Here is a 20192-nt window from a genome sequence, read left to right on the forward strand (position 1 = left end):
GGGGGCCACGAACTCGAACCGGTGATCACCGCCCCGCGGGGCCGGCGGGGCAGTCGCTCGCCCCCCGCTCGGCGCGCGCCGATCAACGCCGACTCCGTGGTGCTCTCGCTCGAGGCGAGGTTCGGCCCAGCCGGGACCGCGCGGTTCACCGGGCGGGTCGTGCTGCGGATGGGCGAGCGCCCGTGACGCTCGACGCTGTCATGCCCCGAGCCCGGCCGGGGCGGGCGCCGCTGGGCAGCTGTCCTCCTCCGGGAGACCGCGCGCGCCGAGCGCTTCCTCGAACTGTTCGTCGCGCCCCAGGCCGCCGTCGCCGGCCGACACGCGCGCCGTGCCGGAGTTGGTGCGACTCCGGGTTACGCGTTGCCCGGATTATTAGTTTTGTGCGAATTTCGCAGAGCAACCTCGGAGATGCTCAGGCGGGTTCGGCCTCGACAGAATGGTGCCACGGGTATTTCCGAAACCGCACATCCGGAGGCACGCCAGCATGACCACCATCTCCACCGAAGCCACCGGCGTGGAACTGAAGGCCGTCATCGACGGTATCGCCGAGGCGTGGGCTGACAACAATCCCGACGGGTTCGCCGACCTCTACACGACCGACGCCACCATGGTGCTGTCCGGCGATCGCTTCTTCCGGGGCCGCGAGGTGATCCGCAAGGTCGCGGTCGAGCAGTTCAAGTCCGCGCACAAGGGCACCACGCTGCTCCAGAACATCGTCGTCTCCAGGCTGCTGACCGACGACACCGCGGTCGTCGTCACCGAGGGCGGTGTGCTGGCGCCGGGGCAGTCGGAGCCGTCCCCGGAACGCGCCCTGCGCGCCACGTGGGTGTTGGCCCGGGAGGACGGCAAGTGGCTGATCGCCGCCTACCAGAACGGCCGTCTGGCCGACACGCCGCTGCCCGGCGAGTAACGGTGGGCCTTTGCGCGTAAAAAGATTCCAGCCCGGCCGGAAAATCGGCCGGGCTGGAGCGCGTTCGGGGTCCGGGAATTCACGAAATTCCGTCGCAAGGCAGGCCGTGCGACGAACTTCGGCGGTGTCCGGGTCGAGCCCTCAGCGGGCTGCGGTGGCGACCGGGTCGGCGAGCGCGGACAGCAGGCGTTCCACGGCCTCCCGGTCACCGGTGACCTGAGCCCCACCCTCGTCCAGCACGGTCGCGAAGGGCTTCTTGTGGATCACCAGCGCGGTGAAGCCCGCGATGTCGGTGACGACCGAGGCGTCGGTGTCGTGCCACTCGCCGCGCTCCACGTGCAGTTCGCCGTCGGCGACGCGGACGACGAAGCGGTCCTCCCCGAGGTGTACGGCGTAGCGGGCGGCCAGGTCGCCCGCGCGCTCCGGCTCGAAGTGGGCGCGCAAGGCGAGGACCAAGGCGTCGACGCTGAGATCGGGCCGGATGTCCCGCTCGTGCAAGGGGGAGCGCCTGCCCCAGCGGCCCAGGTGCACCAGGACCGGTTCCAGCTCCCGGCCCCAGTCGGTCAGCTCGTAGACCCAGGCGCTGGTCGGCGGACCGAGCCGACGTCTGCGGACGACGCCCGTCTCTTCCATCTCCCGCAGTCGCTGGGACAGCACGTTGTGGCTCGCACCACCCAGTCCCGCCTGGAGGTCGGTGTAGCGCTTGGGGCCCAGCACCAGCTCGCGGACGACGAGCAGGGCCCACCGCTCGCCGACCACATCGAGGGCGCCCGCGATCGCGCAGCCACCGCCGTAGGTCCGCCTTGTCGCCATACCTTAGACGGTAGCTCATTCTCCTACAAAGTGGGTACCTACTTGCTTTTCAGGAGTGACTGCTACTACGTTACGGCGGAACCAAGTCCACAAGTAGCGGAGGGACGCTGTGAGCACGTCCGCACCCCCGTCCGGGATCACGTCTGCACAGAAGTGGATCCTCGGCCTGGCCTCCCTGGCCTCCTTCATGATTTCGCTCGACAGCCTGGTGGTCTCCACCGCGCTGCCGACCCTCCGGGTCGACCTGAACGCCTCCCTCGACTCGCTCGTGTGGACCGTCAACGCCTACAACCTCACGTTCGCGGTCCTGCTGATCACCGGCGCGGCGCTCGGTGACCGGTTCGGCCGCAAGCGGGTCTTCATCGCCGGCTTAGGGGTCTTCACCCTCGCCTCGGTGGCCTGCGCGCTGGCCACTACCAGCGGCTTCCTGATCGGCGCCCGCGCCGTGCAGGGTGTCGGCGCGGCACTGGTGCTGCCGATGGCGCTGACCCAGATCAGCGCCGCCTTCCCGCCCCAGCAGCGCGGCAAGGCGCTGGGCATCTTCCTCAGCATCACCGGTCTGGGCACCTTCCTCGGCCCGTTCGTCGGCGGTCTGCTCGCCGAGCAGGTGGGCTGGGAGTGGGTGTTCTGGATCAACATCCCGATCGGCCTGATCGCGATGGGGCTCGTGGCCGCGAAGGTCCAGGAGTCGCGTGGCCCGAACATCCGGTTCGACCTGCTGGGTGTCGTGCTCGTCACTGCCGGCGTGTTCGGCCTGGTGTGGGGCTTCCAGCGGGCGGACGCGTCCGGCTGGGGCAGCGCCGAGGTGATCGTGTCGCTGGTGGTCGGCGTCGTCCTGCTGGGCGCGTTCCTGGGTTGGGAGAGCAAGGCGCCCGCCCCGCTGATGCCACTGCGGTTCCTGAAGCTGCGGGCGTTCTCGGCGGGCAACATGAGCAGCTTCTTCGTGTTCGCCCAGATCTACGGCACGAACTTCATGCTGGCCCAGTTCCTCCAGAACGGCCAGGGCCACGGCCCGCTGGCGGCGGGCCTGCGGATGATGCCGTTCACCGTGACGGTGCTGATCCTGGCCCCGTTCGCGGGCATGCTGGCGGACAAGCTCGGCGACCGCGTCATGGTGGCGGGCGGCATGGCGCTCCAGGCCATCGGCGCCATCACCACGGCCGTGATCGTGACGGCCGACATCAGCTACGTGGCCCTGATCATCCCGCTGACCATCGGCAGCTGTGGTTTGACGCTGGCGATCCCGGCCACGCAGAAGGCGGTGGTCAGCTCGGTCAAGCCCCAGGAGATCGGCCAGGCGTCCGGCGTGGTGAGCATGCTGCGCTACCTGGGCGGCGTCTTCGGCATCGCCCTGCTGGGCAGCGTCTTCGCCAGCGCGGGCGGCGACTACGAGTCGGGCACGACGTTCACGGGCGGCTTCGCGGCCACGATGTGGGTGATCGGTGTCCTCGCCATCGTCGGCGTGGTGGTGGGCCTCATGATCCCGCCCCGCCCCGCAGGCCCGATGGGCCCGCCCCCCGGTGGTGGGGCCCCCGGTGGTGCGGCCCCCGGCGGCGCTCCGAGCGCGGCCCCGGCCCAGCCCCCGGCGGCCGGCGCGAAGAAGAGCTGAGCACTCTGTGAACGGGGGTGGTGGGCACGAGCCCACCACCCCCGTTCGGCTGTGCGCCCGCAAACCCGGCCCACCACACACTGCTCCGAGAGATCGGTCCAGATCGACCTGGCGTGCCGGCTTCGCCGACGCCACAACGCATCGCAGAACCCTCGCGTGCGTGCGGCGATCCTGACCGACGAGCTGTGGTCGCGTCCGGAGCCGCTGACGCCGTTACGCCCCAGGTGCTTCCACCAGGTCGCGAGCGCGATGACGACCGGGCTGCGTTGTGGACGGCAACCCGCGCACCGGCATCGGCTGGAACCGGCTGCCCACCGCCTTGTTCGGCGCGTCGGGTGCGACCTGTCGGCGGCGGGTCACCTCGGCGGTGACGTCGTTCCCGCGAACGGCCGAGGGCTCCTCGGGCGTGAGATCACCCGAGGAGCCCTCGATACGGCCCGCAAGCGCCGCCGACCTGAAGCGCGTCGATCAGTCGATCTGGAGTGCGCGCAACGCGGGCAGCACGTGCTCCGCGGTGAGGCGCAGGTGCTCGGCCCCGTTCTCGAACGAGCCCATCCGGAGCACGAAGTGCCGGGCCCCCGCGCGCACGTACTCGCCCAGCCACCGCACGCAATCCTCCGGCGATCCACCGAAGAACGGCATGATCCTCGACATGGTGCCCAGCGGCAGGCGGTAGTACCGCTGCGTGTAGTCCTCGAGTTCGGCCCTGGCGCGGTCGGCGTCGGAGGTGAGGTTGATCGTGACGAACATGCTCGGCGTCATCGCGTCCGGTGCACGCCCGGCCTCCTCGGCGGCCTTGCAGATGGCCGCCCACCCGGTCTCGTAGTCGGCGGGGTCGGGCACCAGGGGCATCCAGCCGTCGTAGTACCGCCCGGCCCTCGCCACCGCCTTCGGCGTGTTGCCGCTGGCCAGCCACATCTGCGGGCCGCCGGCCTGCGCGGGCGGCGGCTGCTCGCGCAGACCCCTGAGGTCCCAGTAGTTGCTCTTGAGTTCTCCGTCGTCGCCCGACCACACCTGCTTCCAGGCGGTCACGGCCTCGTCGACGCGCCCCGCCCGTTCGTTGTAGGACATGGGGACGGCGTCGTCCTCGGACTTGACGGGCAGCGGCGAGCCCGTGCCGATGGCGAGTTGCAGCCTCCCGGACGCCGCGTGGTCCAGCGTGACGAGCGAGTGCGCCAGGTTCACCGGCTCGCGCGTCGAGGCGATCAGGGCGGCGGTCCCGACGGTGATCCTGCTCGTGGCGGTGGCGACCGAGGACAGCAGTGTCAGCGGCTCCAACCGCGGCCTCGCGACGAACGAGTCACCCACCCAGACCGAGTCGAACCCATGGTCCTCGACCTGCCGGGCGATGTCCAACAACGGCCCGAAGTCATAGGACCCGAGCATCGCCGTTTCCCTGGTTGGCAACAGCACACCGATGCCTTTAAGAGGCACGACAAACCCCCTGAGATAGACGAAGTCGTCCTGCACGGCCAATGTAGCAGCGGATACGGTGCCAATCGGAAAAATGAGCAATTTCGGATAAAGCGGATTCATTCCACCTCACCGCGATGCGGTGGTCCGCAATCCGTTTCGGTCGTGACGCCAGATCAGCTCCGGACGCTCTCCGGCGTGAGGTTGCGAGGACTGTTCGGGTGCGTGACCGCCGCCGACCTGCACACCCTTCACGGACAGGAACGCCCGAGCGTCCCGGCGACTCGCCAGGCGGGGCCGTGGCGGCCGACGTGGTCGCGGGGGTGAGGCCGGCGCCGGAGTCGGCCTCACCCCGCTCGGGGTTCCGCTGCACCCCGGTGGCGCACGCTCGACGCCGGTGCCCCGCTTCGCCGCGGCGTTCACCTGCCTCGCCTCGAAGCCGTTCGCGCCGCTGCTGCCGCCGTTCGTGGTCGGCTTGCTGGTTCTCGTCGTGCCGGCCGGGGTGAACGGCGGCGAGTGGCGGATCGTCACGACTCCGCCGGCACGAAGATCACCCAGGCGACTCGGTGCGATCACAACGATCGCCTCCCCGGCCACGTCAGGTCGTGGGAACTCGATAGCGAGACATGCTTTGGCGCACCACGCGGTAACCACCGCGGCGGATGCAGTTTCTGCGCAGAATCCGGCCCGGTCGCCCCATCGTCGCGGTAGTGGACGGCCTCTCCGCGCGGGAACCGTTTGACGGTCGTCGGAGCGTTCGCGTCGGTGAAAAGCAGTCGCGGAACAGTCCCTGTTTCGTACAGCTCGACCGCGCGGACAGCTTCGCGGGTGTCGTGGCTGCCGAGACCGATCGCGATGTCGGCGGGGGCGTTCGCAGTCATGTGTCGGGTTCGAGTGCTTGCAAGCTCAGGACCGCGAACCCCTCCCGGTGTGGCGGGACCTGGTTTCGACATCGGCAATGGACGTGCTCCGCGAGCGGCATGCGGAAGCGGCAGGGGAGTGGGTGTTCCCCTCGTCCACGGGGTCACCCTGCGAGACCCGGCCAACACCAGGAAGGGCTCGGGACGCGTGGTGGCGGGCTCGGAGTGGGAAGGCCTCCGCCCGCACCCGTGCCGGCACCTGGTGAGGGCCGGCCTCGACGAGGCGGGGCTGTCGGCTCGGGAGAGCGCTGACTACCTCGGTCATGCCCAGGTGCGCATGACCCAGGACGTCTGCATCAACCGTCGGACAGTGGGTTCAGGCGGCGGCCGACGCCCTGGAAGGTCTCCGACCGGAGAATGAATCACGTGGGTTTGACGTGGGCCGATCTTGACCGGAGACCGGCCCCAACGTCCTCACCCGCACTGCTGCGCCCCCGGCAGGATTCGAACCTGCGACCTCGGGATTAGAAGTCCCTCGCTCTCTCCACTGAGCTACGGAGGCTGGAGGGGCTGTTGACCACGCGCTGTAGCAGCGTAGCCGCCCCACCGGACACATCGTCCGGAAGACTCGTCGCGTTTCCTTCCAGGCGTGGGAAGGTGGTTAAGATGGCCAAAAAGTGATGTGGATCACTGTGGAGGGGCTGTCGAGTCGCGCGAAACGAGGGAAACCGGCAGCCTTGTCGGCTCACCTGGTCTGCCGCCGTCGAGCAGTCGCAGGGCCAGTTCACCCGCGTGCCTACCCTTGTCGGCGAGAGGTTGACGCACCGTGGTCAACGGTGGGTCTGCGTGTTCGGCGGCGGGCACGTCGTCGAAGCCCACGACCGACACGTCGGCCGGTACGCGCAGTCCCAGGTCCCGCACCGCCTGGAGCGCGCCGAACGCCAGCTCGTCCGAAGCGCACAGCAACGCCGTCGGCCGCGGGGAGGCCGAGAGCAGGGCGCGGGCACCCGCACGGCCCAGTTCGCGGTTGCTGCGAGTGCACTCCCACACCGGGGTGTCCGCACCCGTCACGTCGAGATACCCGTGCAACCGGTCCCGCGTCACCCGGAACGACGTCGAAGCCAGCCGCGCGGGCGTGACGGGGCCGCTGTGCCCGTCCGGGTGCAGTGCGAACGTCACCACGCCGAACCGCCGGTGCCCCGCACCCCACAGCGACGACGCCGCCAGCCGCGCCCCGCCGAAGTCGTCCACCTCGACCCGCGCGGTGTCCGGCAGCACGGGCTGGTCGATCACCACCAACGGCAGCCCACGCGCGCGCACCGCCGCCAACGCGGGCGCGTCATCGGGCAGCGAGTAAGCCACCACGACGTCCGCCTGAGCCCGCGTCACGGTCTCCGGTCGCGGCCCGCCCTTGTCCCGGCCGGGCATCAACACCAGGCAATGGTCGTGTCCGTCCACGGTCGAAGCCAGTCCGTCCAGCACGATCGACAGCGCCGCGTCGGCGAACGACGCCGACAGTCCCTGCCCCAGCATGAACCCGACGGCCGCGCTGTGCCGGGTCGCGAGGCTGCGCGCGACCGGGTCCGGCCCCGCGTACCCGATGGACGCGGCCGTCTCCAGGATCCGCTCGCGCAACGCGGCGGACAGCTGGTCCGGCCGGTTGTAGGCGTTCGACACCGTGGCGCGCGACACGCCGACCACGCCGGCCACCGTGTCGAGCGTCGGCTTCCGAGGGCGGTCCACGTGATGAGCCTAACCAGGTAATCCGTTGGACGTTCTGAAGCGCTCTAGTTCACACTCGAACGCATGCCCGCACCACGCATCGCCGTCTTCGCGGTGTTCCTGTTCAACGGGGCGCTGTTCCTGTCCTGGGCCGCGCGCATGCCCGCGTTGGCGGCGCAGGTGGGCGCGACCGAGGCCACGCTCGGCCTCGCCCTGTTCGGCGCGAGCGTCGGCCTGGCGACGACGGCGCCGTTCGCGGCCAGGATCTGCGCACGGGTGGGCGCGCGAAAGCTGATCCTCGCCGGGGCGGCGGTCACCGTCGTGGGCGTGCCCTCCCTCACGCTCGCCGAGACGCCCTTCCAGCTGGGTCTGGTCCTGTTCGTGCTCGGCTCGTGCGGCGCGTCGCTGGACGTCGGCATGAACGTCGCCGCCGTGGCCGTCACCCGGAGCCTGGACCGGCCGCTGATGCCGCAGTTCCACGCCGGCTTCAGCGTCGGCGGCCTGGTGGGCTCGCTGGGCGCGGCAGCCGCGGCGGCCGTCGGCTGGGGCCTGACCCGTCACCTGATCGTCGTGGCGGTGATCGGCGCGGTCGCGATGGCGTGGGTGATCAGGTCCGTGCCGGACATGACGGCGGACACGTCCGGCGTGGCCGAGGGCGCGGCCGAGGGCGACCGCCCGGTCCTCAAGCGGCCGTTGTTGTGGCTGCTCGCGACCATCACGTTGTTCTCCGCCATCGCCGAGGGCGCCGCGTCGGACTGGTCGGCGCTGTTCTTCGTCAACGAACGGGGCGTGAGCGAGGCCGCCGCCGCTGCCGCCTACGCGGGGTTCTCCATCGCGATGGCCACCGCCCGCCTGTTCGGCGAGCCCGCGCAACGCCGGGTCGGCCCGTACCGGCTGCTCGCGGCGGGCGCCGTGGTGGCCGCGGTGGGGTTGGCGCTGGCCGTGCTCGTGGTGTCGCCGGCGGTCGGTTACGTCGGGTTCGCCCTCGTGGGCCTCGGCCTGGCGTTCGCGTTCCCGGTGATCATGGACCTGGCCGGCGACGCGGGCAAGCGCGCCGACGGCACGGGCGGTGAGCGCGAGATCGGCCTGGTCACGACGGTCGCCTACACCGGTTTCCTGCTCGGACCGCCCCTCGTCGGCGGTATCGCGCACGCGAGCAACCTGTCGATCTCGCTGGGTCTCGTGGCGTTCGTGATCGCGCTGATGGTGCCCGCCGTCGCGCTGGCACGCCGGTCGCGCGCCCGTGAGCTCACGCGATCGGGAGCCGGTTCAACGCGGCCTTGAGCAACGGCTGCATCCCGGCCAGCATCTGCTCGGGCACGCCGCCCGCCTGGGCCATCGCCACCAGGACGCTGCGGTTGGCGTTCACCGCCAGGGTCGCGGTGCACGCCATCTCACCGCCGCTCAGCTCGCACAGCGTCCACGTGGAGTGCCCCTCCACGACGACCTCACGGCCGTCGGACTGCCGCGTCCGCACCTGCTCGTACTTCTGGTAGAGCGCGGCGACCACGGTCCGCCCCGCCTGCGAGCCGTCGTCGAGCACGTACTGGCACGACTCCTGGATCACGTCGTCCTTGCGCGCGGGCTCCTTCTTGTACGGCCCGATGGACTTGAGGTCGGCCGCGGTGAGCAGGGAGCACGGCTCGACGCCGACGACCGTGCGCGGCTTGGCGATCTTGGGGCCGTCCGAGGGTTCGGCCGACGTCGTGGGCGTGACCCCGGCCTGGGGCAGCGCGTCCCCGTTGATGGAGTAACTGCACCCCGCCGACAGGAGCAAGGCGAGGGCCACCACGAGCGCCGTGCGAGAACTGGTCACGTCCGGCAACGGTAGTGGGTGTGATCTGCGCACGTCCGGCGGTTGGTGGTGGTGCGGTCGCGCCGCCTACGCTCGTCACGTGCCCACTGACGCGCCCTCCCGCACCCGGCGGACCGGTCTCATCCCGTTGTTGATCGTCGGCACGACGATAGCCGCGGTGGTCGCGGCGGCGCTGCTCGTCCTCACCGGGGGTGACGCGTCCGGGCTGATCGTGGTGCGCGTGCTGACCGAGGCGGCCGCGGTGGTGACCGTCGGGTCGCTGCTCCTGGCGGCGTTCCTGGTGCCGCCACAGGGAAGCGGCACGCTGGCCGCGGACGGTTACGCGGCTGTGCGCACGGCGGGCTGGGCGGCGTTGGTGTGGACGTTGGGCGCGGTGCTGTCGGTGCCGTTCACGGTGGCCGACGCGCTGGGGCAGCCGGTGACGGCGCTGCTGGAGCCGTCGGTGCTGTTCCAGGTGGCCGGGCTCGTGGAGCAGTCCAAGGCCTGGATGATCACGGCGGTGATCGTGGCGCTGCTGGCGTTGGGCTGCCGGCTGGTGCTGTCCTGGGGTTGGACCGTGCCGCTGTTCTTCCTGTCGGTGTTCGCCCTGATCCCGGTGGCCGTGACGGGGCACTCGTCGGGCGGCGGTTCGCACGACGTGGCCACGAACAGCCTGCTGTACCACCTGATCGGGGCGGCGTTGTGGGTCGGCGGCCTGATCGCGCTGCTGGCCCACGGTCGACGGCGCGGCGACCACCTGGGCCTGGCGACGGCGCGGTTCTCCAGGCTGGCGCTGGTCTGCTGGCTCGTGATGGCGGTGTCCGGCGTGGTCAACGCGTGGGTGCGGCTCCCGTTGAGCCAGCTGTTCGGCAGCGAGTACGGCCTGCTGGTGCTCGGCAAGACGCTCGCGCTGGTCGTCCTGGGTGTCGTGGGGTACTTCCAGCGCGAGAAGAGCGTGAAGGAAGTCGTGGCCACGGGGTCCGGGCGTTCGCTGGTGAAGCTCGCGGGCGTCGAAGTGCTCTTGATGTTCCTCACGATCGGCCTGGCCGCCGCGTTGAGCCGGACGCCTCCGCCGATGGAGGGCCGCGCGCTGCCCAGCACGGTGGAGCTGCGCATCGGCTACGACCTGGCCGGCGCGCCGACGTGGTCGCGGCTGCTGTTCGACTGGCGGTTCGACCTGGTCTTCGGCGCGATCTTCATCGCCCTCGGCGTGCTGTACCTGCTCGGCGTGCGGCGGCTGCGCAAGCGCGGTGACGCGTGGCCCGTCGGCCGCACGATCGCGTGGGTCGCGGGCTGCCTGACCGTGGTGTTCGCCACGTCGTCCGGCGTGGGCCGGTACGCGCCCGCGATGTTCAGCATCCACATGGAAGCGCACATGCTGCTGTCCATGCTGGCGCCGATCCTGCTGGTGCTGGGCGGTCCGGTGACGTTGGCGATGCGTGCGCTGCCGACGGCGGGCAAGGGCAACCCGCCGGGGCCTCGGGAGTGGCTGCTGGCGTTCGTGCACTCGCCGGTGGCGAAGGTGCTGACCAACCCGTTCGTGGCGTTGGCGCTGTTCGTCGGCTCGTTCTACGGCCTGTACTTCTCCGGCCTGTTCGACGCCGCGCTGGACTACCACTGGGCGCACCTGGCGATGAACGCCCACTTCATCCTGGTCGGCTACGTCTTCTACTGGCCGGTGATCGGCATCGACCCGGCGCCGAACCGGCTGCCCCCGCTGGGACGGCTGGGCCTGCTGTTCGCCTCGATCCCGTTCCACGCGTTCTTCGGCATCGTGCTGATGAGCTCGCAGACCGTGATCGGCGACAACTTCTACCGCTCGTTGGGCCTGCCGTGGGTGACGTCGCAGCTGGAGGACCAGCGGCTCGGCGGCGGCATCGCGTGGGCGGCGGGCGAGCTGCCGCTGATCGTGGTGATGGTGGCGTTGCTGGTGCAGTGGGCCAGGTCGGACAGCCGCGACGCCCGCCGGGCGGACCGGCGGGCGGACGCGGACGGTGACGCGGACCTGGCCGCGTACAACGCGATGCTGCGCAAGATGTCAGGCAAGGACTCTTAGAGCGGGCGCTTGAATCCCTTGACCGCCGCGACCCAACCCGCCGCGGCCAGCACGGCACTCGTCACCAGCGCCCCGACCACCCCCGTCACGGGCTGGGCCAGCGCCAGCGAGCGCGCCGCGTCCACCGCGAACGTCAACGGGTTGACGTTGGCGACCGCCTGGAGCCAGCCCGGCAGCCCGCTGATCGGCACGTACGCGCTGGAGGCGAACATCAGCGGGAACATCGCCAGGAAGCCGACGGTCTGCATCAGCTCGGCGTTGCGCAGCCACGCCGCGATGGCCAGGAAGATCCAGCCCAGACCCCACCCGACCGCCAGGGCCAACGCGAGCGCCGCGCCGGTGCCTGCCACACCGCCCGCGGGGGAGTAGCCGAACACCACGACCGCGAACACCAGCATCAACAGCAGCTGCGCGGCGGTGCGGACGAGGTCGGACAGGCTGCGTGCGACGAGCACCGAGCCTGACCGGATGGGCAGTGAGCGGAACCGGGCCAGCACGCCGTTCTTCATGTCCGTGACCAGGCCCACGCCCGCCTGCAACGCGGACTGCATGGCGGTGTTGACCAGGATCGCGGGCATCAGGAAGTCGATGTAGGCCACGCCCTGGGGGAAGCCGGGTGTGTTCGCGATGCTCGCGAAGATCTGGCTGAACAACGTGAGCATGATCAGCGGCTGGAGGATGCTGAACACGATCATGCGCGGGTCGCTGACGAGCGTGCGCAGGGACCGCTGGGTCAGCACCAGCACCTGGGTGCCGAAGTCCGTGCCACGCCAACGCGGCGCGGCGGTGAGGGTGGTCATCCGGTGGCTCCTGTTCAGGCCGCGTGCTGCGCGAGGGTGAGGTAGACGTCGTCGAGGGTCGGCTCGCCGAGGGCCAGTTCGGTGGCCTCCAAGCCGACCTCGTCCAGCGCGCGGACCACCTTGGCGATCTCGCGGGACGACGTGACGGGCGCGGTCAGCGTGTTCTCCGCCGCCACGGGCTGCATTCCGGCCCGTTCCAGGGCTCCGGTGGCCTTAAGGACGTCCGAGGCGTCCGCCAGGGTCACGGTGACCGTGCGTTGGCCGACTTGGGCCTTCAGCTCGGCGCTGGTGCCCGCGGCGACGACCTTGCCCTTCGAGAGCACCGTGATCGAGTCGGCCAGGCGGTCGGCCTCGTCCAGGTACTGGGTGGTGAGCAGGACCGCGGTGCCGTCGGTGACCAGGCCCTCCACGATCTCCCACAGGCCGAGCCTGCTGGCGGGGTCCAGGCCGGTGGTCGGTTCGTCCAGGAAGATCACTTCCGGGTGGCCGACGAGGCTCGCGGCCAGGTCGAGGCGTCGCCGCATGCCGCCCGAGTAGGTGCGGGACGGCCGCTTCGCCGCGTCGGCCAGCCCGAACAGCTCCAGCAGCTCGTTGCCCCTGGCCCTGGCCTCACGCGTGGTCGCGCCGAGCAGCCGGGCGATCAGGATCAGGTTGTCCAGGCCGGACAGCTGCTCGTCCACGGCGGCGAACTGGCCGGTCAACCCGATCCGGCTGCGCACCTGGTGGGCCTGCGCGACCACGTCGAACCCGGCCACGGTCGCGTGGCCGGAGTCCGGCGGCAGCATCGTGGTGAGCACGTTGACCAGCGTCGTCTTGCCGGCGCCGTTGTGGCCGAGCAGTCCGAGCACGGTGCCCTTGGGCACGGCGATGCTCACCCCGTCCAGGGCCTTCTGCGCGCCGAACGCCTTGCCGACGTCGACCGCCTCGATCATCAGGTCCTTCACTGCTTCCCCCTCAGTACGCCGTGCAGGAACAGCTCCACGAGCTGGTCGGCGTCGGCGGTGGAGTCGCCGAAGCCTTCGCCGTGCATGCGGTTGGTGAACACGAGCCCGAGCAGCAGCCGTGCGGCCAGGGACGGGTCGACGCGCAGGTCGTCGTCCGGGTCGAACAGCGAGGCGACGTGCTCGGTGATGCGCTGCATCTCGACCGGCGGCCCCTTGTGCTCGCGCTGCTTGTCGTGCCCGTCGTGCGGGTCGTAGCCCGAGTCGCGGAGCACGCTCATCAGCTTCCACATCCGGTCCAGGTAGCCGGAGACGGCGCTGATGGCCCAGGAGAGGCGTTCGGCGAGGGTGTTCGCCTGCCTCGCCTGCTCGATCAGCTCCAGCTCGGAGTCGGCCGCCAGCACGCTCTGCACGCACGTGCGGATGAGCTCCTGCTTGTCCTTGAACGCCCGGAAGACGGTGCCCTCCGCGATGCCGGCGGCCTTGGCGACCTGGCTGGTCGTGACGTTGGCGCCGTGCGTGAACAGCAGCGGGACGGTGGCGGCGACGATCGCCTCGCGACGGTCCTCGGGGCTCATCGCGGGCGCGCGCCGACGGCGTTGGGTGGTGTCCTCGGGCATGGGGCCAGCTTATGAGTGAGTCCTCACTCATGTCAACGAGTGAGCGCTCACTCATTTCAATTATGCATGCTCCAGCCAGTTGTCCACAGTTCCGAAACCACCGCTCGCCACTCGCCCCGACCACCGGCAACCTGGTCCCGAGCGATCAACCAGGAGGAGCGAGCCATGGCCTACAACGAGACCCGGGTCACCATCTGCGGCAACGTCGCCAGCCCGGTCAGCCACACCAAGGCCGCTACCGGCTTCAGCCGCGCGAAGTTCCGGCTGTTCACCGCGGAGCGCGTCTGGGACCAGGAACAACGCGCCTGGGAGGACGGCGCGCGGATGTTCCTGTCGGTGTCGTGCTGGCGGATGCTCGCCGACAACGCGCAGGCCTCGTTGAACAAGGGCGACCCGGTGGTGGTCACCGGCCGGCTGACGATCAGGGAGGTGGAGTTCGAGGGCAGGACCAGGCCGCTGGTGGAGATCGAGGCCACCGCGATCGGACCCAACCTGGCGATGTGCACGGCCACCCCGACGCGCACCCGGCTCGTGGCGGACGCGGTGGAGGCCCGGGCGGCGCCCGAGATCGCCGCGCCCCGCAAACCGGCGGAGTTGCCGCTGGTCCTCACGGGCGAGGCGGAGCGCCCGAAGGAGGTGGCCGAAGTGCCGTTCTGAGCCAAACGAGCTACAAGGGCTTCCGTCGGGCCGATCGGGGCGGAGAATGCGCGGGCAGTCGTCGCCGTTGCGAGCGTGGAGGAGGGAGGTCGTCGGGCCGGCGCCAGGGCCGGATCCGCACGCAGGCACCGGGGGTTGACAGCGCACCGAGTTCGCGCATCAGGTCGGAGTCGCTGGTCGCAGGGCCGCGCCAGGCGGGCCCGGCGGTCGTGTAACGACTGTGGGTGACCCACGTTCGCGTTAACTCTGCGTTGTGCCCACGTCCGTTGCCGGCGTCCGAGGTTCGGGCCCGATCGGCACCGCTCTACGATCGCGGGCATGGCCGAGTACGTCTACACCATGAAGAAGGTGCGCAAGGCGCACGGGGACAAAGTCATCCTGGATGACGTCACCATCATGTTCCTCCCCGGTGCGAAGATCGGCGTTGTCGGTCCCAACGGCGCCGGTAAGTCGAGCGTGCTGAAGATCATGGCCGGCCTGGACACACCGGGCAACGGCGAGGCCTTCCTCGCGCCGGGCTACACGGTCGGCATCCTCCAGCAGGAGCCGCCTCTCAACGAGGAGAAGACCGTCCTGGGCAACGTCCAGGAGGGCCTCGGCGAGATCAAGGTGAAGCTCGACCGCTACAACGAGATCGCCGAGAAGATGGCCGTCGACTACTCCGACGAGCTGATGGAGGAGATGGGTCAACTCCAGGAAGACCTGGACCACGCGAACGCGTGGGACCTCGACTCCCAGCTGGAGCAGGCGATGGACGCCCTCCGGTGCCCGCCGCCCGACGCCGACGTCAAGACCCTCTCCGGTGGCGAGCGCCGCCGGGTCGCCCTGTGCAAGCTGCTGCTGAGCAAGCCGGACCTGCTGCTGCTCGACGAGCCCACCAACCACCTGGACGCGGAGAGCGTGCTGTGGCTGGAGCAGCACCTGGCGCAGTACGCGGGCGCGGTCCTGGCCGTCACCCACGACCGGTACTTCCTCGACAACCTCGCCGAGTGGATCCTGGAGCTCGACCGCGGCCGGGCTCACCCGTACGAGGGCAACTACTCCACCTACCTGGAGAAGAAGGCCGAGCGGCTGGCGGTCACGGGCAAGAAGGACCAGAAGCTGCAGAAGCGGCTGAAGGACGAGCTGGAGTGGGTCCGGTCGGGCGCCAAGGCCCGGCAGGCCAAGTCCAAGGCCCGCCTCGGCCGTTACGAGGAGATGGCCGCGGAGGCGGAGAAGACCCGCAAGCTCGACTTCGAGGAGATCCAGATCCCGCCGGGCCCGCGTCTGGGCAACGTCGTGGTCGAGGTGGACAAGCTGAAGAAGGGCTTCGGCGACCGGGTGCTGATCGACGGCCTGTCGTTCAGCCTGCCGCGCAACGGCATCGTCGGCGTCATCGGTCCGAACGGCGTCGGCAAGACGACGCTGTTCAAGACCATCGTGGGGCTGGAGGAGCCAGACTCGGGCGCCGTCCGGATCGGCGAGACGGTCAAGCTGTCCTACGTCGACCAGAACCGCGGCGGCATCGACCCGAAGAAGAACGTGTGGGAGGTCGTCTCCGACGGCCTGGACTACATCCACGTCGGCAACGTCGAGATGCCGTCGCGGGCGTACGTCAGCGCGTTCGGCTTCAAGGGCCCGGACCAGCAGAAGCCGTCGGGCGTGCTCTCCGGCGGTGAGCGCAACCGGCTCAACCTGGCGCTGACCCTCAAGGAGGGCGGCAACCTGATCCTGCTGGACGAGCCGACGAACGACCTGGACGTCGAGACACTGGGCTCGCTGGAGAACGCCTTGGAGCAGTTCCCCGGCTGCGCCGTGGTCATCTCGCACGACCGGTGGTTCCTCGACCGCGTCGCCACGCACATCCTGGCGTGGGAGGGCACGGCCGAGAACCCGTCCAAGTGGTACTGGTTCGAGGGCAACTTCGAGGGCTACGAGAAGAACAAGATCGAGCGCCTCGGCGCGGAGGCGGCGAGGCCGCACCGCGTCACCTACCGCAAGCTCACACGGGACTGAGAGCCGGGTACCTACATCGTGGCGGCCAGGGGCGAGGCGCAGGCGGACGTCGAGGTGAGCACGCTGGTCGTGCCCGCCTGGCGGTTGCGTTGGCGGGCACCGGAGCTTGCTCTGGTGCTGGGCGAACGCGCCGTCGCGCTCGCCTCCACCCGCCGTGACGAGGTCGACCGGTTGCGCGCGGAGGCCCTCGTGGTCTTCGCGAGCAACCGCATGGGCCGGGGCGTCCGCATCGCGGACCGGGCGTTGGACGCCCTCAAGGCGGCCGAGGCAGCGTCCGAGCGGGAAACGGCCTGGCGCCTGCGGGTCGAGTTGGCCGACAGCGCCAGGTCGGTCGGCGCGCCCCTCACGGGCTTCGCCGCCGTCCGGCCGGTGCTGGAAGCCGACGACGTCCCGCCCGGCCTGCGGGCCACGGCCCTCGTCCAGGCCGGCGAGTGCCTGGTCTCGGTCGGCCGCGGCGCGGCGCTGGCCCAGGCGTTGGACGAAGCGGACCGCCTCTACCAGGCGGATCCGCTCCTGGACCACGACACGACCCTGCTGCACCGCGGCTTGCTGCGCGCGTCCGCGGCGGGCCAGCACCGCCGTTGGGGCGACCTGCAGGCGGCGGTCGCGTCGGCCCGTGACGGCCTGGCCGTGCTGGACCGGCTCAAGGAGCCGGAGTCCGACAACGGCCAGGTCCGGGGCAGGCTGACGGTCGAACTCGTCTGCGCCCTGATGGACTTGAACAAGCCGGGCGAGGCTTCGGAGATCGGCACCCCGCTCCTGGAGCGCCCGGTGCGGGCTCCGTCCGCCTCCACCACCGGCTGGCTGCGACTGGCCCTGGCCACCAGGGTCCACCTCCCCGCCGGCCGCGTCGACCAGGCCCGCGACCTGCTCCGTGACGCCGCCGACAGCGCCGAGCGCCACCAGTTGGACACCCTCCTGGCGGAAAGCCTCCTGGCGCTGGCGCACGTCCACGAGGTGGCCGGCGACCTGACCGAGGCACTGGCCAACCTCCGCTCCGCCCACGCCGCCGAACGCAGGCGTGCCAGAGCGGTCTACGCCGTGCGGGCCAGACTGGCCGCCGAGTTCTCCGGCGTCCACCGCCGGCCGGCGGGCGGCCTGCACGACGAACTGGCCGCCCTGCTCCGCACCGGAACCCCGGCCGTGACGCCACCCACCACCGACCCGGACCTCGCCCCCGAGGCCAAGCAACAACTCCGCCAGTGGCGTCCGGTCCAGGCGCACCGCAACGAGGGCATCCGGGTGAAGCGCTCCCGCCGCGCGGCCGAAGACATGACGGTGGAAGGCCTCTCCGCCGCCAGGGCCCACGCCGCCGACCGCTGGCGCCTGGTCCAACCGTTCGGCGAGGCGGAAGACGACACCGCGCAACCGGGAGGCCGCCGCCGAGCACCGGAACCGGAAACCCAACCACCACCCACCCACGGCCGCCCGGAACACGCCAGAAGCGGCCAAGCCAAGCCCACCCGCACACCACCCACCGGCATCCCGAACCCGGGCGCCCACGCAACCGGCGCAGCAACGACGCCGGGTGCGGGCATCGGCAACGCCTTCGCCGGCAGGCCGACCGGCACCCACGCGGGCACCGCGAACAACGCGGGAACCGCCGGCACCGCGCCCAACAGCCCTGGCCACCCCGCCACCCCGGACTACGCGCCGCCGGCAACCCACGCGGGCACCACCGGACCGGGCGCGCCCGCGCCCACCGGCGGGATCGGCAGCCCACCCTCTGACATCCACGCCGGCGGCGTCGGCACGGGCGCGGTCACCTCCGCCGGTGCCGCATCCGACGGCATCCACGCGCAAGCCGCAGGAACCGGCGATCCCGCCGTGGGCAGTGCCGGGTTCGGCACCGCGCCGGCCGGCCTTCACGCTCGCGGCGGTGCGGGGACTGGCGGTCCCGCGCAAGGGGCCACGTCGCCCGTGAGCCACGCGGGTGGTCCAGGGACCGGTGAGGCGCAGCTCGGCGGTTCGGGGGCCGGCGGTGTGGGACTTGGTGGTGTGGAAGCCGGCGATGCGGGATTTGGTGGTGAATCGGCCGACACCTACGCGAGCAGTGCGGTGACCGGTGAGGCCGTGTCCGGTGGCGCCGGGATTCGCGAGGTGGCGGCTGGCGCTGCCGGTGTGCCGGGCGGTGGTTCGGCCGAGTCGGCTGGGCAGGCTGGGACTCCGGCACACGGTGTGGGGGCTGGTGGTGTGCCGAACGTGGTGCCTGAGGCCGGCGTCGGCGGTGCGGGTGTTGGAGGTTTTCCCGGTACGTCGGGTGGCACCGGCTCCTCCGCGGGGAGTGCGGTGGCCGGTGGGCGTCAGGGTGCCGGTGAGCCCGCTGTTCGGCGGCCGGTCGGTGGTGCTGGGCTTGGTGGGGGCGGGTTCGGCATCGTGCAGCCCGAGGTCGGCGTGCAATCCGATGTTCGTGAGAGCGGTGTCGGTGAGACCGGCTCCGACGAGGCCGGGTCTGGCGGTGCCGGCTCGGGTGAGGCTGGTGCCGGCGAGAGCGGCACCGGCGAGAGCGGTGGCGGCGTTGCTCCTGCGGCTGGGCACGAGGGTGGCGAGCGGAGTGTGCCGGCGGCTGGGTTGATCGCTGCGGCGGGCGCTGTGCGCAGTGGGCGTCGGCGGGCTGCTCGTGAGGCTGCCGAGGACGAAGGGGAGCGGTCTTCCGGTGACGCCGACCCCAGTGTGTTGGACACGCTGAAGGCAGCCGGGCTGCTCGACCCGCAGCGCGCCGGTGGTCGGCGGCGTGCTCCCGACGCTGACGAGGAGGCCGCCGTTTCCGAGCCCGAGCCCGCGCGACAGGCTGAACCCGAGCAGGTGCAGTGGCGGGTGGAACCGCCGCCGCGACTGCGTGGTGAGGCACCGCCGCCCGTCGACATGTTCGACTCACCGACGATGGTCCAGCCGGCCGTGCGCGACGACGTGCCGCCGGTCGGGCTTGGCGCGGCCTTCGTGAAGGGGCCGCTCATCCCCACCGCCAGGGTGCCCGACCCGCCCGACTACCCGTTGCCGCCCGTGCCCGACTTCGCCATGTCGTCGTCGGTGCCGGAGCAGGCCGTGGAAGCGGAGGAGTCGCGACCGGTCTTCCCCTCGACGGACGTGGATTCGCCCGCCGAGGACCTGTCGGCGCCCGCACCGCGACCCGAGCCGCAGCGCGCACCACAGCCCGTGCCGCGACCCGAGCCACACCGAGAGCCGCGGCCTGAGCCGCAGCCGGCGCCGCTGCCTGAGCCGGACCAGGTGCCCGGAGTGCCCGAGCCCGACCAGGTGCCGCCGGTCCCGGTGCCCGACCCGGTGCCGTCCGACCCGTCCCCCGACGCGCCGCCGACCACGACACCGACCAGGCCACCGTCGGCGGAGTTCAGCCCGACCGGGTTCCTCGGCGCCGCCGACATCGAGCACGACGACACACCCGCACCCGCACCCGGCGAAGCGACCGGTGAGGCAGCCGGAGAACCGACCGGAGAACCGACCGGAGAACCGACCGGAGAACCGACCGGCGGGGAAACGCCGAAGGACCCCTTCGTCACCGCCGTCGTGGTCGGCGGCAAGACGATCGACCTGCCGGCCATCGTCGTCGAACCGACACCGCCCACCCCCGGCTCACCCAGCGCCACCCGCGCTTCACGCCGCCACAAGAGCGACCTGAGCCTGGCCGAGCTCCTCGCCGAGGCCCTCGTCGCGTACGAGGACGCCCGGCGCGAGGACGAAGCCGCCGGTCGCGTCGAGGTCGACGAGGACACCGTGCCCATCTCACCTGTCGGGACACCACCGCCCGAATCCGAGAACGAGACCACCGCCCCGATCCGGCGCGTCGACCCACCGCGCCGGTTCGACACGTGGACTCTTCCCGAATCGTGAAATAAGTTGAGCTTCTAATAAGGTTTCCCGTCGGTAACAAAGCGGGAAATAGGCCATGTCACAAGTGAATTCCCGACTTTCCCGGCAAGTTGTTCGATTCAGTGCGAGGGTTGCGGCGAACGGGTTCGCGCTCGTCTGGTTAAGTGGTGCGC

The 20192-nt window shown here is 70.9% G+C and carries 14 protein-coding genes and 1 tRNA gene; 7 read left to right on the forward strand and 8 right to left on the reverse strand.

What is annotated here, in order from left to right; genetic code table 11:
- The first annotated feature begins 484 nt into the window (after positions 1–484).
- On the forward strand, positions 485–910 hold the full coding sequence (locus tag AB0H12_RS27545; protein WP_499626582.1) for an SgcJ/EcaC family oxidoreductase: 426 nt from the start codon (positions 485–487) through the stop codon (positions 908–910).
- A gap of 141 nt (positions 911–1051) precedes the next feature.
- Here the strand turns inward: AB0H12_RS27545 and AB0H12_RS27550 are convergent, their stop codons facing one another.
- Positions 1052–1723 carry a winged helix-turn-helix transcriptional regulator gene (locus tag AB0H12_RS27550; protein WP_499626583.1) on the reverse strand — a complete coding sequence of 224 codons (672 nt, stop codon included), beginning with the start codon at positions 1721–1723 and terminating at the stop codon, positions 1052–1054.
- Between the two features lie 109 nt (positions 1724–1832).
- On the opposite strand from AB0H12_RS27550, the gene AB0H12_RS27555 reads away from it, so the two are divergent.
- Entirely contained in the window at positions 1833–3332 is a 1500-nt protein-coding gene (locus AB0H12_RS27555; protein WP_499626585.1) for an MFS transporter, read from the forward strand.
- A gap of 468 nt (positions 3333–3800) precedes the next feature.
- Here the strand turns inward: AB0H12_RS27555 and AB0H12_RS27560 are convergent, their stop codons facing one another.
- The 3 genes from AB0H12_RS27560 to AB0H12_RS27570 all read right to left on the reverse strand — a co-directional run bounded on the left by AB0H12_RS27560 (position 3801) and on the right by AB0H12_RS27570 (position 7348).
- A complete protein-coding gene (locus AB0H12_RS27560; protein ID WP_499626587.1) occupies positions 3801–4802 on the reverse strand; it encodes an LLM class flavin-dependent oxidoreductase in 1002 nt (333 codons plus the stop codon).
- Positions 4803–6094: 1292 nt separating this feature from the next.
- Positions 6095–6167, reverse strand: a tRNA-Arg gene (locus AB0H12_RS27565).
- A 125-nt stretch (positions 6168–6292) separates the two neighbouring features.
- A complete protein-coding gene (locus AB0H12_RS27570; RefSeq protein WP_499626588.1) occupies positions 6293–7348 on the reverse strand; it encodes a LacI family DNA-binding transcriptional regulator in 1056 nt (351 codons plus the stop codon).
- Between the two features lie 63 nt (positions 7349–7411).
- Between AB0H12_RS27570 and AB0H12_RS27575 the strand changes: the two genes are divergently transcribed.
- The gene (locus AB0H12_RS27575; RefSeq protein ID WP_499626590.1) at positions 7412–8611 is read left to right on the forward strand and encodes an MFS transporter; all 1200 of its coding nucleotides are present in this window, start codon (positions 7412–7414) and stop codon (positions 8609–8611) included.
- On the opposite strand, the gene AB0H12_RS27580 is transcribed toward AB0H12_RS27575, so the two are convergent.
- Complete coding sequence (locus AB0H12_RS27580) at positions 8577–9143, reverse strand: DUF3558 family protein (RefSeq protein ID WP_499626591.1); 567 nt, start codon at positions 9141–9143, stop codon at positions 8577–8579. The two genes, AB0H12_RS27575 and AB0H12_RS27580, sit on opposite strands and share 35 nt — an antisense overlap.
- 79 nt (positions 9144–9222) lie before the next feature.
- Between AB0H12_RS27580 and AB0H12_RS27585 the strand changes: the two genes are divergently transcribed.
- Complete coding sequence (locus AB0H12_RS27585; RefSeq protein WP_499626593.1) at positions 9223–11178, forward strand: bifunctional copper resistance protein CopD/cytochrome c oxidase assembly protein; 1956 nt, start codon at positions 9223–9225, stop codon at positions 11176–11178.
- Here AB0H12_RS27585 and AB0H12_RS27590 read toward each other — a convergent pair.
- The 3 genes from AB0H12_RS27590 to AB0H12_RS27600 are packed head-to-tail and all read right to left on the reverse strand — an operon-like array spanning position 11175 to position 13539.
- On the reverse strand, positions 11175–11978 hold the full coding sequence (locus AB0H12_RS27590; protein WP_499626595.1) for an ABC transporter permease: 804 nt from the start codon (positions 11976–11978) through the stop codon (positions 11175–11177). The two genes, AB0H12_RS27585 and AB0H12_RS27590, sit on opposite strands and share 4 nt — an antisense overlap.
- A 14-nt stretch (positions 11979–11992) precedes the next feature.
- Positions 11993–12922 carry an ATP-binding cassette domain-containing protein gene (locus AB0H12_RS27595; RefSeq protein ID WP_499626596.1) on the reverse strand — a complete coding sequence of 310 codons (930 nt, stop codon included), beginning with the start codon at positions 12920–12922 and terminating at the stop codon, positions 11993–11995.
- Positions 12919–13539, reverse strand: a complete 621-nt coding sequence (locus tag AB0H12_RS27600) for a TetR/AcrR family transcriptional regulator (protein WP_499626598.1) — start codon at positions 13537–13539, stop codon at positions 12919–12921. Before AB0H12_RS27600 ends, AB0H12_RS27595 begins: the two co-directional genes overlap by 4 nt.
- 165 nt (positions 13540–13704) lie before the next feature.
- On the opposite strand from AB0H12_RS27600, the gene AB0H12_RS27605 reads away from it, so the two are divergent.
- The 3 genes from AB0H12_RS27605 to AB0H12_RS27615 all read left to right on the forward strand — a co-directional run bounded on the left by AB0H12_RS27605 (position 13705) and on the right by AB0H12_RS27615 (position 20040).
- Complete coding sequence (locus AB0H12_RS27605; protein WP_499626600.1) at positions 13705–14196, forward strand: single-stranded DNA-binding protein; 492 nt, start codon at positions 13705–13707, stop codon at positions 14194–14196.
- 318 nt (positions 14197–14514) lie between these two features.
- Positions 14515–16191: an energy-dependent translational throttle protein EttA gene (gene ettA, locus AB0H12_RS27610; protein WP_499626602.1), complete on the forward strand. Its 1677-nt coding sequence runs from the start codon at positions 14515–14517 to the stop codon at positions 16189–16191.
- 18 nt (positions 16192–16209) lie between these two features.
- Positions 16210–20040, forward strand: coding sequence for a hypothetical protein (locus AB0H12_RS27615; RefSeq protein ID WP_499626604.1), 3831 nt, complete (start codon positions 16210–16212; stop codon positions 20038–20040).
- Positions 20041–20192 lie beyond the last annotated feature (152 nt).

The sequence above is a fragment of the Actinosynnema sp. NPDC023794 genome (assembly GCF_040639675.1).
In the GTDB taxonomy this organism is placed as follows: Bacteria; Actinomycetota; Actinomycetes; order Mycobacteriales; family Pseudonocardiaceae; genus Actinosynnema; species Actinosynnema luteola.